Source organism: Agrobacterium genomosp. 13 str. CFBP 6927 (assembly GCA_900012615.1).
Lineage (GTDB): Bacteria > Pseudomonadota > Alphaproteobacteria > Rhizobiales > Rhizobiaceae > Agrobacterium.
In genome coordinates, this window is record LT009757.1 from 1,475,883 (window position 1) to 1,490,424 (window position 14,542).

General features: G+C 60.6%; 11 protein-coding genes. 4 read left to right on the forward strand and 7 right to left on the reverse strand.

Annotated elements, in window-relative coordinates; all coding sequences use genetic code 11:
• Positions 1-9: 9 nt before the first annotated feature.
• A complete protein-coding gene (locus tag AGR13A_RS21060; RefSeq protein WP_080839198.1) occupies positions 10-1,260 on the reverse strand; it encodes an ROK family protein in 1,251 nt (416 codons plus the stop codon).
• A gap of 213 nt (positions 1,261-1,473) precedes the next feature.
• Here AGR13A_RS21060 and AGR13A_RS21065 point away from each other — a divergent pair, with 213 nt between their 5' ends.
• Genes AGR13A_RS21065 through AGR13A_RS21080 form a run of 4 tightly spaced genes read left to right on the forward strand, consistent with a single transcriptional unit; the run spans position 1,474 to position 6,294 of the window.
• Positions 1,474-2,433, forward strand: coding sequence for an extracellular solute-binding protein (locus AGR13A_RS21065; protein WP_080839200.1), 960 nt, complete (start codon positions 1,474-1,476; stop codon positions 2,431-2,433).
• Complete coding sequence (locus tag AGR13A_RS21070; RefSeq protein ID WP_080839204.1) at positions 2,430-4,436, forward strand: ABC transporter permease; 2,007 nt, start codon at positions 2,430-2,432, stop codon at positions 4,434-4,436. The genes AGR13A_RS21065 and AGR13A_RS21070 overlap by 4 nt, the downstream gene beginning before the upstream one ends.
• The gene (locus AGR13A_RS21075) at positions 4,429-5,490 is read left to right on the forward strand and encodes an ABC transporter ATP-binding protein (protein WP_080839207.1); all 1,062 of its coding nucleotides are present in this window, start codon (positions 4,429-4,431) and stop codon (positions 5,488-5,490) included. Before AGR13A_RS21070 ends, AGR13A_RS21075 begins: the two co-directional genes overlap by 8 nt.
• A gap of 3 nt (positions 5,491-5,493) precedes the next feature.
• Complete coding sequence (locus AGR13A_RS21080; protein WP_080839211.1) at positions 5,494-6,294, forward strand: inositol monophosphatase family protein; 801 nt, start codon at positions 5,494-5,496, stop codon at positions 6,292-6,294.
• A gap of 55 nt (positions 6,295-6,349) precedes the next feature.
• On the opposite strand, the gene AGR13A_RS21085 is transcribed toward AGR13A_RS21080, so the two are convergent.
• From AGR13A_RS21085 to AGR13A_RS21110, 6 genes are all read right to left on the reverse strand, one after another.
• A complete protein-coding gene (locus AGR13A_RS21085; protein ID WP_080839214.1) occupies positions 6,350-6,976 on the reverse strand; it encodes an SGNH/GDSL hydrolase family protein in 627 nt (208 codons plus the stop codon).
• The gene (locus tag AGR13A_RS21090) at positions 6,973-8,412 is read right to left on the reverse strand and encodes a M20 family metallopeptidase (RefSeq protein WP_080839216.1); all 1,440 of its coding nucleotides are present in this window, start codon (positions 8,410-8,412) and stop codon (positions 6,973-6,975) included. Before AGR13A_RS21090 ends, AGR13A_RS21085 begins: the two co-directional genes overlap by 4 nt.
• Positions 8,413-8,518: 106 nt before the next feature.
• A complete protein-coding gene (gene acnA / locus AGR13A_RS21095; RefSeq protein WP_080839218.1) occupies positions 8,519-11,170 on the reverse strand; it encodes an aconitate hydratase AcnA in 2,652 nt (883 codons plus the stop codon).
• Positions 11,167-12,777 (reverse strand): ABC transporter ATP-binding protein, encoded by a 1,611-nt coding sequence (locus AGR13A_RS21100; protein ID WP_374701870.1) that lies wholly within the window; start codon positions 12,775-12,777, stop codon positions 11,167-11,169. The genes acnA and AGR13A_RS21100 overlap by 4 nt, the downstream gene beginning before the upstream one ends.
• The gene (locus AGR13A_RS21105; protein ID WP_080839222.1) at positions 12,774-13,589 is read right to left on the reverse strand and encodes an ABC transporter permease; all 816 of its coding nucleotides are present in this window, start codon (positions 13,587-13,589) and stop codon (positions 12,774-12,776) included. The genes AGR13A_RS21100 and AGR13A_RS21105 overlap by 4 nt, the downstream gene beginning before the upstream one ends.
• Positions 13,586-14,539 (reverse strand): ABC transporter permease, encoded by a 954-nt coding sequence (locus AGR13A_RS21110; protein WP_080839224.1) that lies wholly within the window; start codon positions 14,537-14,539, stop codon positions 13,586-13,588. Before AGR13A_RS21110 ends, AGR13A_RS21105 begins: the two co-directional genes overlap by 4 nt.
• Positions 14,540-14,542 lie beyond the last annotated feature (3 nt).

Genomic DNA, 14,542 nt, shown 5'->3' on the forward strand with positions numbered 1-14,542 from the left:
TTATACAAATCAGGAAGACGTGTCGTCATCCGTTGGCGCGCCTGCGACCCGATCAAAGCGTCTTTCGAAATCGATAGTCTGGCTGCGTCCGCGCATGGATGAGAGACGCCTGAAGTCCGGGCTGCCATGGGCAATAACGGGCAGCATGGCCGCGCCGATGGCGGCGGCCTCCAGTCCCAGGGCGCCGGCACGCAGCCGGGGAATATCCCGGTGGCTGCGGGCGCTGACGGACGGCAAAAGCGGGTAGGCCCGGTCGATCAGGGAATTGGTGAGGACTGCCGGAAAATGCCCTCCGACCACGATGGTCTGCGGGTCCATGATGTTTTCAAGCAGCGAAACCAGCAACCGCAGACGCTTTGAATTAAGATCGAGCCACCGCATGAGAACACTGTCGCGTTGAGTGTAAAGTTTCTCTAATGCGCCAGGCCGCGCAATCTCCCTGCTTTCGCACGACAGCATCGCTGCAAGCTCGTCGATGGAAAAAGGGGTCTGCCCCGCCGCATCTGGATTGGCGAGTTCCGCAGGCCAAGTCAGGAGACCGATTTCTCCAGCATTATTCCAAAATCCCTGAAGCGGCATGCTGTCATTGATGATGCCGGCGCCAAGTCCATGCCCGACAAAGATATGGACGTAATGGGTCAGCCCTGCCGCACTGCCAGCCCTCAGTTCGGCAACCGCTGCGGCGGTCGCGTCATTCTCGATGATGGTGGGGAGATTGCATGCATCTTCGATGGCTTCCGCCACCGGTATGCGGCTCCACGCATTCCAGCCCGGCGGACCGACAGGATGTTCAAATTCCGCCTCCTGCAGTGTCGGCATCGCAATGCCGATGCCCCAGGCGGCACGATCCACCGCAACAGAGCGCAGACGCTGCGTCATGTCGGCGATGGCGCGGATCGTATCGGATGGATCTTCGAGCGATGCCGATGCGGTTTCGCGCCCCAGTTCCTGTCCCGCCAGATCGCAGACGATACCCAAAAGCCCATCGCGATCCACATGAATGCCCAGGCAGCAACCCGCTTCGGCGCGAACCCGCAACTTCTTTTGCGGTGCGCCGCGCGCACCCTCCTGTTGGATTGTTTCCATCACCAGCGAGCGGTCGATCAGGTCCTTGCAGATATTGGACATTGTCTGCGGTTTCAAACCCGTCACATCAACAAGGTCCCGCCGGCTGATGCCGTCGCCAGACCGGATAAGGTCGAAAACGAGGCGACGATTGTAACGGCCCGAATATGTGTGGTTGCTGCCCATCAGGCTCATGGGGGTCTGGTTCCTATTTAATCTATTAAATGGAATTTATCAGGGTGATTTGTACGCGTCAAGCAGTTCAGGATATGTGAAGACTAAGTTATGGTCATAATACTGTTACGAAAGCTCCCTAAATCAGCGAAAAAGGCAGCTTGATTTTTAATCCGGTTAATGGAATTAATTGAGGTGCCTTCTTCTCAGTGACTTCAAAAAGGGAACATAGTCATGCTGAAATGGACCTTGCGGCGGATCATAGCGGGCGCGTTGGCGTCGGCATCAATCATTAGTATTGCGAATGCCGGGGAACTGGTCGTCTACACCGCTCATGGGGAGGCAACATCGGCTCCCATCCTCGATGCTTTCGCCAAGGCGAATCCGGATGTGAGGGTGACCGTCGTGCGCGGCGGAACGGGCGAACTCATCGAGCGCCTTCGCGCCGAAGGCGGCAATTCCTCGGCAGACGTCATGTGGGGCGGACCGACGCAGACCTTCGAAGAAAATGCCACGCTCTTCCAGGCTTACGAGAGCAAGTCCGACGCCGACATGGTGACGACCGATCCCAATCACATCTGGCATCCGTTCACGGTGCTGCTGCAGCCGTTGATCGTCAGCACCAAGCGTGTAGAGGCAGGCTCGATACCCAAGACGCAGAAGGATCTCGTCTCGCATGACTTCGCAAAGGACGGTGGCCTGATTATTCCAGACCCGGCGAAATCCGGTACAGGCTACGTCATCCTTTCTGCCCTTGCCGGCAATTTCGGTTGGGATTTCGTCGGTCAAATGGTCAAGGGTACGCGCATCGCACCCGGCTCCGATGACGCTTTTAACGCGGTGCGCGACGGTGAAGCGGCCGTTGGCTGGATCAACGAGGATCTCGGCGCCAAGTGGAAGGCCCAGGGTCTGTCGATCGATATCGTCTATCCGACCGATGCCGTTACCGGTCAGATCGATGCCCAGGCCATCGTCAAGGGTGCGCAGCACATCGACGATGCAAAGAGCTTCATCGATTTTCTCGGCAGCAAGACTGCGCATGAAATCGTTCGCGACGCCACCGTTCGTCGTTCGGCACGCAAGGATGTAACACCACCAGCCATCCTGCCCGACATGTCCTCTCTGACCATTGTCTCCGCGGTTGATCCGCGCCCCGTCGTCGTCGCTCGCTTCCAGGAGCTTCGCGGGAAATGAAGGTGCTGCGCGACAATTGGCTTATCTTTTCCATCGTCGCGCTCGTGGTCTGCGGCCTGACGATTATCGTCCCGCAAATTCGTCTGATGGCCGCCTCCCTCCTCGAGGAGGGCGGTCGTTTCACCCTGCTGCACAATAGATATGGACTACAATCCGTCCCGGAAATGACCAGCCGCTACGACGTGGCGAAGCACTTTGACGGCCTCGCCATATCGCTGAATTCGACGGAGAGTCTGACTGTCGACGTCCTGGATGACCTAACGCTGCGCCTCTCTTCGCAAGAGCCGATTTCGGTTGGCAAGGACGAGGTCGGGCTGCTTGAACTCGATCTGGGCTCCGCTCGGTTCACGCTCTCGCAGCAAGCGCCCCGCGGGCTCTTCGCCACCACCGCTCCCGCACCTTTAGACATCAAGGCGCAGTCTGCCAACTCCGTCTTGCTGTCTCACGCCGCCAATGCCTACATCACCTTCGAAAACAAGGCGTTGTCGCTCTCTCCAATCCACTACATTGATTTCTTCACGCGCTCGGAAACCCTCTCCGCCACAATAAACAGCCTGCTGATTGCGCTGACGTCCACCGGGCTTGCCGCCTTAATCGGCGTTTCGCTCGCTTATCTTATTGCGCGTTACAGGGTCGCGGGAAGCACGGCTATCGTCTTCCTCGTCACCATGGCCTCTGTGTCGCCGCCATTTCTCGGCGCGTATGCCTGGCGGCTGCTTCTTGGACGCAATGGCGTTGTGACCAACTATCTCGGCCTCGATGTCTCGATTGTCGGCCTACATGGCGTCATCTGGGTTATCACGTGGCTGGTCTTCCCGATCATCTTTCTGCTCAGCCACAGCTCGTTTCAAAGTCTGGATGCCGGCCATATCGAGGCGGCGGAAAGCCTTGGCGCCAAGCCGCCTCGCGTTCGAATGTCGGTGGAAATTCCGCTTGCACTTCCCGGCATCATCACCGGTCTCTATCTTGCAACGATGGCGGCTCTGTCGGATTTCGGTACGCCACGTATCATCGGTCTCGATGTCAACGCCCTGCCGGTTCTGATCTACACCTCTTTCCTCAGCGAGGCGGGCCGCAATCCGGCGCTTGCGGCAACAGGATCGATGGTCCTCATCACTATTTCCAGCCTGTTCCTGATGGCGCAGCAGATTTATCTGGCGCGCCGCGGTTTCGCCGTGGTCTCATCGCGCGTATTGGAACGCAAGCCGCTCTCGCCTCTTGGCCATGCATTGGTGCTTGGCGCCGTTACGATTGCTCTCCTCATGGCATTCACTCCCCACCTGACGGTGCTGGTCTCCAGCTTCATGGAATGGCGTGTCGGCCTGCCCAGAGCAAACTTCACGCTCGCAAACTACACGACCATGTTGCGTACCGGCATGGGACCGGCATGGGTGACCCTGTCGCTCGGCATCGCCGGAACGCTGGCCGCAAGCGCGATTGGTCTGGGGATCGCCTATGTGATTATCCGCAAGCGCTACCGGGTCATCGCCCCTGTTCTCAGCCTGACCGTCATGATGCCTTACGTCATTCCCGGCACGGTGCTCGGTATCGGCCTGATCATGATGTTCAACAAGGCGCCGCTGCAGCTGACCGGCACATGGTTCATCCTCGTCCTTGCTTATCTCATCCGCAACCTGCCCTTCACGGTGAAGGCATCAGAGGCCGCGCTGCGGCGGGTTCATCCCGCACTCGAAGAGGCGGCGATCAGCCTTGGAGCGCGGCCACTCAGGGTGTTCGTCACCATTACCGCACCTCTAGTGCTTGCGGGCGCCGTGACAGGAGCGACGCTGACCTTTCTTCACATCGTCACGGAGCTGTCTTCCACCATCGTTCTCTATCGCCCGCCATGGAAGCCAATGACGGCCGTGATCTTCGAGAACACGTTGGTGGATGCCGATTTCGGTGTCTCTGCGGCGCAGACCATCCTGCTGATGCTGATCATTTATATCCCGCTCTATTTCATTGTGCGCTACGGCCAAATTCGAGGAAAATCCGGTGGTTGAAACCTCATCTTCCAAGACTCCAACCCAGGGCTGCGAGGTCGTCATCGACGCTGTCTCCAAGACCTTCGGCAATCACGCGGTTCTGAAAGACATCAGCTTCACGATCAGGCCCGGTGAATTCTTCACGCTGCTCGGACCATCCGGCTGCGGCAAGACCACGCTGTTGCGCGCCATTGCAGGCTTTCACCCGATCAATGGCGGGAAGATCCTGTTTAACGGACAGAACGTGACCACGCTTCCCGCCTGGGACAGGAATATCGGATTCGTCTTCCAGAACTATGCGCTTTGGCGGAACCAGACCGTGTTCGATAATGTCGCTTACGGGCTGAAGTTGCGCAAATTTTCCAAAGGCGAAATTGCCCAAAGAGTCCAGGCCGCATTGGCACAAGTCGAGCTTCATGGCGTTGAAAAGCGCTTTCCTGCAGAAATGAGCGGTGGCATGCAGCAGCGCATCGCGCTTGCGCGCGCGCTCGTCATAAACCCGCCGCTGCTTCTCATGGATGAGCCCATGTCCAATCTCGATGCGCGCCTCCGCGTGACCCTTCGCCATGAATTGCGCAATCTGCAGAAGCGCCTCGGCCTGACCGCGATCTACGTCACGCATGATCAGGAGGAGGCCTTGGAGATGTCGGACCGGATCGCCGTCATGCAGAATGGCATCGTGCAACAACTCGCAGATCCGGAGACCATCTATTCGAGACCGGCAAACAGCTTCGTCGCGGAATTTGTTGGCAGCGCCAACTTTCTCGAAGGCAGTTTTGACGAGACCGGCTTCGTGATGGCGGACGGGTCCAGGTTTGCCATGACTGGAAAGAGCCACAGCGGCAAAGGCACGCTCGTGGTGCGTCCCGAACAGGTAGTGATCCGCGAATGCGGCAACGCTCTTACCGATGCGACGGTGGAAGACCGCCGCTTCATGGGCAAAGCCTGGACCCAAAACCTTCGGCTTGAGAATGGTTCGACTATTTCGGTGGAAACACGAAGAGCGCTCGATCTCGGGTCACGCGTGGGCGTGGATTTCGAGAGCGTAACCTTTCTACCCGCGGGAGCATGACTTATGGCGGATCTGTCGCTTGACGAACTGATGCAGTTTGCATCTTCCGCCGCCCTTGCTGGCGGCGCTGAATTGAAGACACATTTTGGCGCTCTGTCGCAGACGAGTATTCAGCGAAAGGCGTTGGGAGACTATGCATCCAGAGCTGATCTCGCCGCTGAGGAAGCGATTGCCGCCGTCCTGGCAAAGGCAGGAGATAGCTATGGCTTCGTTGGTGAGGAGACCGGTGTCCGTAAGGGCGATGCGCAGCGCCGCTGGGTCGTGGATCCGCTCGACGGAACGAGCAACTTTATCTGGGGCATCCCCTATTTTGCCGTGAGCATCGCTCTGTGCGACGATGCAGGTGAACTGCTGGGCGTGGTCCTTGACCCATTGCGCGACGAAATGTTCACCGCGGTTCGAGGTGAGGGCGCCCGCCTGAACGGTAAAGAATTGGCTACGTTGGAGGACAAACGGCCGGAAGAGGCTATCGTCTCCCTATCGATGCCGATCCGCGGACAGTTGAAGGCAATCGAGCGCAGCACCTTCTTCCTTGCTCTGGACGACATCACAAACGAGACAGCAGGCGTGCGACGGCTCGGGTCGGCGGCGCTTGATCTCGCCTATGTCGCGGCGGGCAGGCTCGATGGATATTTCGAGGATGGCCTCAGCCATTACGATTACGCCGCCGGCAAGCTTCTCGCAGAGGAAGCGGGAGCTCTCGTCACTTCGCTCACTGGGGGTGTCCCAGTAGAGGGCGGTTCTCTGCTGGCCGGAGCCTCATCCATGCACCAATGGCTGAAGAGCAAGTTTCGACATGGCTGAGACCGCAAATTGAAGAGCTCGCTCGACCCCGGTATCAGAGACAAGACGAGCGTGGCTAACAGTAGGTCAATCTGATAAATCCGGCGACGCCGATGCCGATCTGGCGAGTATTCTTCGCGTCCAGATGAATGCCGTCGAACGAACAGGTCTGCGCGGTAACAGCCGTATCGAAGAAGCCACAGCCGTTTTCATCTGCAACGGCACGATAATGACCAGCAAGCTTTTTGGATTCCTCGATGAGCCGACCGCCCCTCAATGCGCCATTGTCCGGAATGCGGAAATGCGGTGGGCTGACGAGCAGGATTTGCGGGGCGGTGTAGCCATAGTCATAGGGGAAGGTCCTGACGATCTCCACAAGACGCGCCATGCCTCCAGCCGTACCAGCAGCATGGCCGCAAATATCCTGCTTCAGATCGTTCGCTCCGAGCAGGATCACGACAAGATCGAGCGGATAGTGGCTGCCGAGTAGAACAGGCAGGATGCGCGCACCGTTGCGGTCCGCGGCACCGTTTGCATCGTCAAAAGCCGTTGTGCGGCCCGGCAAGCCCTCCGGGATAACCCGCGTATCAGGCAACAGCCTTTCCAGCACGGTCGGCCAACGGTCCTCGTGGGCATGCCGCCCACGACCGGGATCGACGCCCCATGTCAGACTGTCGCCGAAGGCCAGAATGGTCCGCGTCAACCTGCAAGGCTCCAGGATTCGGGTTGTGCAGGGATTGGCGGCATCACGTCATCGGGGATCGGATTGATGAAGGGCGTTTCGGCAAGGCGGGCACGATGGTCAGCCTTGGCGTCGGCGACAAGCGCAGGGTTGGCGATCAGCTCTATCGCCGTCGACGCCATGATCTTCGCCGCATGGGCCATGCCCTTGTGGGCGGCGGGCAGCTTGCCCTGCGCGACGAGTTGCCACGAGTGGCCGGGTGTGCCGATAGCATAGGTCGTGCCGCGCAACTGCACGGTCGGAACGACCCAGCTGACACTGCCGACATCGGTGGATCCGACCAATGTGCCATCACCGGCATAAAGCGGCACGATCTCGTCAGAGAGCGGTTCGTCAAACTTCGGCGGCAGGTGGAAGCGGGCATAGGAGGTCAGGATATCCTCCCGCGTAAACGTCGCCTGAAATGCGCGGGCGGTGTCGCGGTCCTGCGCATCGAAATGCGCAGGTCCAAGCCGTTCGAGCTGCGCATGCATGCACTGTTCCAGCGGTGCATTACCGACGAGATTGGCATCGCCGGTCAGGATTTCCTGGCGCATCGACGTTTCCGTCATCAGCGCCGCACCTTCGGCCACCTTGCGAACGCGCGCTACCAGCGCCAGAAGATCGGGCAGCGTGCGCGACCGAACGAGATAACGCACCGCCGCTTTCGCCTGCACCACGTTCGGCGCATGGCCGCCGGTATCGGTGATCGCATAGTGAATACGGGCCGTCGAGGGCATATGCTCGCGCAGATAGTTGACGCCGACATTCATCAGTTCCACCGCATCGAGCGCGCTGCGGCCGAGGTGCGGCACGGCGGCGGCATGGGCGGCGCGGCCGGTGAAATGGAAGACCATTTCGCTGCACGCAAGCGAGATCGGATTGTTGACGCCGGTAAATGCGGCAGGATGCCAGGAGATTGCGATATCGACGTCATCGAACACGCCCGCACGCACCATGAAGCCCTTGGAAGAGCCGCCTTCTTCGGCCGGGCAGCCATAATAGCGAACACGTCCCTCAATTCCCTCGGCTGCAAGGTAGTCCTTCACGGCCGCAGCCGCCAGCATGGCACCGGAACCGAGAAGATTGTGACCGCAGCCATGGCCATTGCCGCCGGAAACGAGCGGTTTCTCCTCGGCGACACCCGCCTGCTGGCTCAGCCCCGGCAATGCGTCATATTCACCGAGAATGGCGATGACCGGCCCGCCGTTGCCGGCTTCGCCCATGATCGCCGTCGGAATGCCCGCAATGCCGTGGCTTACCCGGAAACCCTCCTGCCTCAGGAGTTGCAGGTGCTCGGCAGAGGAGCGGTACTCCTCGTAATTGGTTTCCGGCATATCCCAGATACGGTCGCTAAGGTCGAAGAAGGCCGGGGATTTTTCATCAACGATGTTCCAGACGGATTGGGAGTTCTGCATCTTGTCGGTCCTGCCAGAGCATTTCCAGCAAAAGCGTGAAACTGCTTTGCCGGAGACGCGTAAAACAACGAATTAGAATTTGCGCTTCAGCGAAAGCGCAAATGCTTTAGTGGGAATTTTCGGCCTGGGGCCGTGGCACAGCCCCTTCGTCCGCCGCAATCCGCGTCAGGATGGAGGGAAGAATGCCGCCTGCCCGCAATGTTGCGATTTCCAGTTCCGTTTCGATCGCCAGCCGGCAATCGAGGCTGAAAGTCGTACCGTCGCCGGCTTCAACCGTGACGAAAAGTGTGCCGCGCGGCCGCAGGGTTTCGGGAGCCGCATCGATACCGATGTGCCGTGGCGCCTCATCCGCAAGGTTGCGCGAGGTGAGGTTCGGCGGCAGGAGGATAGGCAGAATCCCCATGCCGATGAGGTTCGAACGGTGGATACGCTCGAAGCTCGAGGCAAGCACAGCCCGTACGCCCAGCAATGCCACGCCTTTCGCCGCCCAGTCGCGGGAGGAGCCTGTGCCGTACCGTTCACCGGCGAGGATCACCGTTGAAACGCCATCGCGTTCGTATCGGGCTGCCGCTTCCATCAGCGGAACAATATCGCCGGAAGGTGCATGCCGGGTCGTGCCTGCAGGCAGGGCTTCATCGATAAGGTTGCGGAGCGTCGGGTTCGTGAAAAGGCCGCGTAGCATCGCTTCCCAGTTTCCGCGCCGGGAGGCGAAGACATTGAGATCCTGAGGGTCTTCACCACGCTCGGTCAGGTAATGGCCTGCGGCGCCGGAAAGTGGAATCTGACCGGCAGGCGAAATGTGATCCGTCGTGATGTCGTCGCCGAGGATCAGCAGCGGCGTTGCCGCATAATTGCCGAGCCTGCTTTTTTGCGAGAAGGAGACAAATGGTGGACGGCGGACATAGGTCGAAGCCTCATCCCAGGGAAACAGCACTCCGTCCGGGGCCTGTAGCCCGGCCCAGGCCTTGTTGGCCGTAGCTTCCGTAAAGGCGGCGCTGAAATCGCCAGGCTCGGCGGTCTGAACCAGCATGGCATCGATCTCGGCGCTGGATGGCCAGAGATCATGCAGGAAGACGGCGGCGCCATCCGGCCCGTGGCCGATAGGTTCTGCCGTTATGTCCTGCTTCACGCTGCCAGCCAGCGCATAGGCCACCACGAGCGGCGGCGAGGCAAGATAGCCCGCCTCGATCTGCGGATGAATGCGGCCGGGGAAATTGCGATTGCCGGAGAGCACAGCCGCCAGCATCGTGCCCTTCTCGGCGGCAGCTGCCGCGTCCGGTGTCAGAGCGCCCGAATTGCCAATGCAGGTGGTGCAACCAAAGCCGACAATATCGAATCCGGTGGCGGACAGATCGTCCAGCAGGCCGGTGCGCCGGAGGTACCGACCGGCGGCAGGGGAGCCGGGTGCGAGTGATGTTTTCACCCATTGAGGCGGCTTCAGCCCGAAACGGCGGGCCTTGCGGGCAACGAGCCCGGCTGCAACAAGCAGGCGCGGGTCTGTCGTGTTCGTGCAGCTGGTGATCGCCGCGATTGCGATGGCGCCATCCGGCACCTCGCCGTCACGGGCTTCGCCAAGCGCGCGGCCATAGGCCTTTTCGAGTGTGGGTCGCATCTCGGCAGGTGCGATGCGATCCTGCGGGCGGCGCGGACCGGCAAGCGAGGTCTTGATCTGTGACAGGTTGATATCGAGCGTCGATGTATAGCGCGGCGAAACCTCCGGCTCGAACCAGAGGCCTTGGCCGACGGCAAGCGCCTCGACGAGATGCAGGTTTTTACGCATCCGCCCCGTGGCGGCGAGATAATCGATCGTATGGGTATCGATCGGGAAATAACCACTCGAAGCGCCGTATTCCGGCGCCATGTTGGCAACCACGGCGCGGTCGCCAACGGAAAGCGTGGAGACGCCGGGACCGAAGAATTCGACAAACTCGCCGGAAATGCCGTGGCGGCGCAGGGCCTGCGTTACTGCCAGTGCAAGATCGGTGGCGGTTGCGCCTTCCTGAAGCTTGCCGAGGAGTCGCACGCCGACGATATCGGGAATACGCAGCATCACAGGCATGCCGAACATGACGCTTTCGGCCTCTATGCCACCCACGCCCCAACCCAGCACGCCCATACCGTTGACCATCGGCGTGTGGCTGTCGGTGCCGATCAGCGTATCAGGAACGGCCCAGTCAGCAGCACCGATCCGGCAGATCGTGGCCACGGTCGCGAGCTGTTCCATGTTGATGGTGTGCATGATGCCCGTTCCGGGCGGGTGGACACGCAGATTGTCGAAAGCGCCGGTCGCCCATTTCATCAGGCGATAACGTTCGGCATTGCGCTCGATTTCCTTTGCGACATTGATGCGCAGCGCATCCGCCGAGCCATAGGCATCGACGGCAATGGAGTGATCAGTCGAAACGTCGATCTTCAGCCCTGGGTTCAGCCGCGCCGGGTCAATCCCGGCTTCGGCGAGTTCCGAACGCAGTGCTGCCATGTCCACCAGTGCAGGCACGCAGGTCGTGTCGTGCATCAAGAGGCGCGATGGATAAAAGGCGATCTCCGCCGTGCTGGTGCCGGTTTCGAGCCAGCCTCGAAACGCGGCGATCAGTGTCTCTGCCTCTTCCGGCGCATTGCGCAGGGCGTTTTCGATGATGATGCGCATCGCCATCGGAAAGGCTTTCAGCTGATCGCCGAAGATGCGCGGCAGATCGATGAAGCGCAGGTTCTGGCCAGCGACGTCGAGTTTGCCGGAAAGGGTATCGAGCGTGGTCATGCGGCAATGCCCAGCGTTGGCGTCGCAGCCAGAAGCGCCTTGGTATAGGGATGCTGCGGATGGTCCAGAACGGCATCCACACCGCCCTCTTCCACGATCAGACCCTGCTCCATCACGACAATGCGGTCGGCGACGCGCGAAACGGCGCCAAGATCGTGCGAAATGAACATGCAGGCGAAGCCGTGGTTTTCCTGCAGGCTGCGGAAGAGGTCGAGCACCTGTTTTTGAATGGTCATGTCAAGCGCCGACACTGGCTCGTCGGCAACGACGAAGGCCGGATTGCGGATGACGGCGCGGGCAATGGCCACGCGCTGGCGCTGCCCCCCGGAAAGGGCATGGGCGTATCGTCCGCCGAAACCTGACAGGCCTACTTCGTTGAGTATCTCTGCCACACGCTCAGCCTTTTCGGCGCGGCTCATCTTCGGTCCATGCTGGAGCGGCTCGCCGACAATCTCGGCAATCGTCTGGCGCGGATCGAGCGAAGAGTACGGATCCTGGAATACCAGCTGACAGGACAGACGGAAATCGCGGGCGGTAGCCCGGTCTGCGCCGGCCATGGAGCGTCCGCGAAAATGCACGTCACCGCCCGAAAGCGGCAGAAGCCCGATCATGGCGCGACCAAGCGTCGTCTTGCCGGAGCCGGAACCACCGACGACGGCAACGACTTCACCGGGCTTGATGGCAAGCGATACGCCCTTGACCGCGAGTTTCTTTTCGGCGCTCGAGAAGATGTTCCCCGCACCCGCATAGGTCACGGCGACATTCTTCGCCTCGATCAGCGGAGCAGTGTCGGCAACCGGCTTGCGGCCATGGTCACGCTTGGGCAGCGCGTCGATCAGCGTGCGGGTATAGGTTTCCTTCGGCTTATAGAGGACCTCTTCCACCGGGCCGGATTCGATCAGCTTGCCGCGCTGGAGAACAACAACCTTCTTCGCATATTGTGCGACGAGCCCGAGATTGTGGGTAATGAGGAGGACGGCCGTTCCGTAGGTCCGGGTCAGATCGACCATCACCTCCAGCACCTCGCGCTGGGTCAACGTGTCGAGCGCGGTCGTCGGCTCGTCGGCAATCAGCAGACGGGGGCGCAGCAGCATGACCGAGGCGAGCATGATGCGCTGGCGCATACCGCCGGAAAACTGGTGCGGGAAGGCCGCAAGACAGGATTCCGGATCGGGAATTTTCACACGGGCCAGCATTTCGGCGGCGCGTTTGCGCGCCTCCTCGACGCTCAAGGCCTCATGCAGGCGCAGTCCCTCGACAAGCTGCGCGCCGATGGTCATTGCCGGGTTCAGCGAAACCATCGGCTCCTGGAACACCATACCGATCCTGGCGCCGCGCACCTCACGGATTTCGGCATTGTTCATGGCGAGAAGATTGCGGCCTTCGAACAGGATCTCGCCCGAAACGGGACGGATCGCCTTCGGCAGCAACTGCATTGCCGCACGCGCCGCGACCGTCTTGCCGCTGCCGCTTTCCCCGACCAGGGCGACGATCTCGCCCTTGCCGACATCGAAGGAGATATTATCGAGGATGGAGAGGTCGCCGGAGCTGCGGACACAGAGGTCGCGCACGCTGAGCAGCGGACTTGTCGTGGCGTCAGACATCATTTCTGCTCCATTCTAGGATCGAAGCGGTCGCGCAGCGCGTCGCCCAAAAGGTTGATTCCAAGTAGCGTCATCGAGATGCAGACGCCGGGGGCAAGACCGAGCCAGGGTGCTTTCTCGATATAGGGGCGGGCAGAGGCCAGCATATTGCCCCAGGTTGGCGCCGGTGGCGGCACGCCAAGTCCGAGGAAGCTGAGGCCGCTTTCCGCCAGCACCACCCAGCCGAACATGGAGGTTGCCAGCACGACAATGGGCGCCACGCAGTTTGGCAGAACATGCCGGAACATGGTGGCGAATTCGGAATTGCCGATGACCCGCGATGCTTCGACATATTCCCGCTCGCGCGCCGAAAGCACGCTTCCACGTACAATTCTGAGCACGGAGGGCGAATAGGCGATACCGAGCGCCAGGATGATGCCGTATTTGTTCGGCCCGGCGATCACTATCAGGCCGAGCGCCAGAAGCGTGCCGGGGAAGGCGAGCACCGCATCGCTGAAAACCATCAGCACGCGGTCCACGAGGCCGCGGACATAGCCCGCCACGAGGCCGATCACCGTTCCGACGGTCACGGCGAAAACGACGGTCAGCGCCGCGACAATCATGCTCTGGGAAGCACCGGCCATCAGTCGCGAGATCACGTCGCGGCCAAACTCGTCGGTGCCCAGCCAATGCTGGCCCGAAGGCGCCTGAAGACGGGCGGCCAGCTTGATCGCGGCCGGGTCGTGCGGCGTCCAGACCAGCGCAAGCGCGGCCATGACGCCGATGAAGAGGAGCAGCAGCGTACCGATCGCCTGGTTCAGAGGTTGCCGTATCATGAGGCGGCGACCCGCGGATCGAAGAAGGGATAGCAGAGATCTACGATCAGATTGACGAGCACGTAGATCAGGGCTGTAAAGAGCAGACATCCTTGCACCACCGGATAGTCGCGAGCGAAGATCGCTTCGACGAGTAGACGCCCGAGGCCGGGCAGAGTGAAAACTGTTTCGAGAACGGCGATACCGCCGAGCAGACCGCCGAGAACCAGGCCGATCATTGTCCAGGTCGGCGCAAACGCGTTGGGCAGCACATGCCGCAGCAACACCTTGCGTTCCGAAAGACCCTTGGCGCGGGCGTGCATCACGTATTCAAGGCGCAGCACCTCGATTGCACTGGCCCGCATCATACGGGTCAGCACGCCGACTTCGATCAGCATCAGTGTCGTGACAGGCAGCACGATATAGGTAAGCGCCGTCCACGGGTTCTCGGTGAAGGGCACGAAGCCCACCACCGGCAGCCAGCCGAGCTTCAGTCCGAAGACAAGCAGCAGCACCAGACCCAGCCAGAAGCTCGGGACGGACATCAGCAGCGTGGACGCGGCGACGATCGTCACGTCCAGAGTGCTGTTCTGCCGCCATGCGGCAACAAGCCCGGCTGGAAGTGCGATCAGCGTCGCAAGTCCGACGGCAACGAGAACGATCGTCGCGCTTACCTGGAAACGGTCGAGCATCAGGCTCAACACTGGCACACCATTGGAGATCGAGTGCCCGAGATCGCCTTCCAGCACATGACCAAGCCAATATCCGAACTGCACCGGCACCGGCTGGTCCAGCCCGAGTGCGGCGCGAAGGTGCGCAAGCTCGTCAGGCGTCGCCCCGTCGCCGAGGATAAGCTGGGCGGGATCACCGGGGATCATCCGCACCATGAAGAATACGATGACGGCGACCAGCAGCAGGGTGGGAAGCGTCCATAACAGACGCTTCGCGATGTATTTCAGGAGAGCCTGCATCGA

Excerpts from the sequence above, each read along its gene's own strand:
- AGR13A_RS21060 (WP_080839198.1), bottom strand. The coding sequence starts at position 1,260 with ATGAGCCTGATGGGCAGCAACCACACATATTCGGGCCGTTACAATCGT.
- AGR13A_RS21065 (WP_080839200.1), top strand. The coding sequence starts at position 1,474 with ATGCTGAAATGGACCTTGCGGCGGATCATAGCGGGCGCGTTGGCGTCG.
- AGR13A_RS21070 (WP_080839204.1), top strand. The coding sequence starts at position 2,430 with ATGAAGGTGCTGCGCGACAATTGGCTTATCTTTTCCATCGTCGCGCTC.
- AGR13A_RS21080 (WP_080839211.1), top strand. The coding sequence starts at position 5,494 with ATGGCGGATCTGTCGCTTGACGAACTGATGCAGTTTGCATCTTCCGCC.
- AGR13A_RS21090 (WP_080839216.1), bottom strand. The coding sequence starts at position 8,412 with ATGCAGAACTCCCAATCCGTCTGGAACATCGTTGATGAAAAATCCCCG.
- acnA (WP_080839218.1), bottom strand. The coding sequence starts at position 11,170 with ATGACCACGCTCGATACCCTTTCCGGCAAACTCGACGTCGCTGGCCAG.
- AGR13A_RS21100 (WP_374701870.1), bottom strand. The coding sequence starts at position 12,777 with ATGATGTCTGACGCCACGACAAGTCCGCTGCTCAGCGTGCGCGACCTC.
- AGR13A_RS21105 (WP_080839222.1), bottom strand. The coding sequence starts at position 13,589 with ATGATACGGCAACCTCTGAACCAGGCGATCGGTACGCTGCTGCTCCTC.
- AGR13A_RS21110 (WP_080839224.1), bottom strand. The coding sequence starts at position 14,539 with ATGCAGGCTCTCCTGAAATACATCGCGAAGCGTCTGTTATGGACGCTT.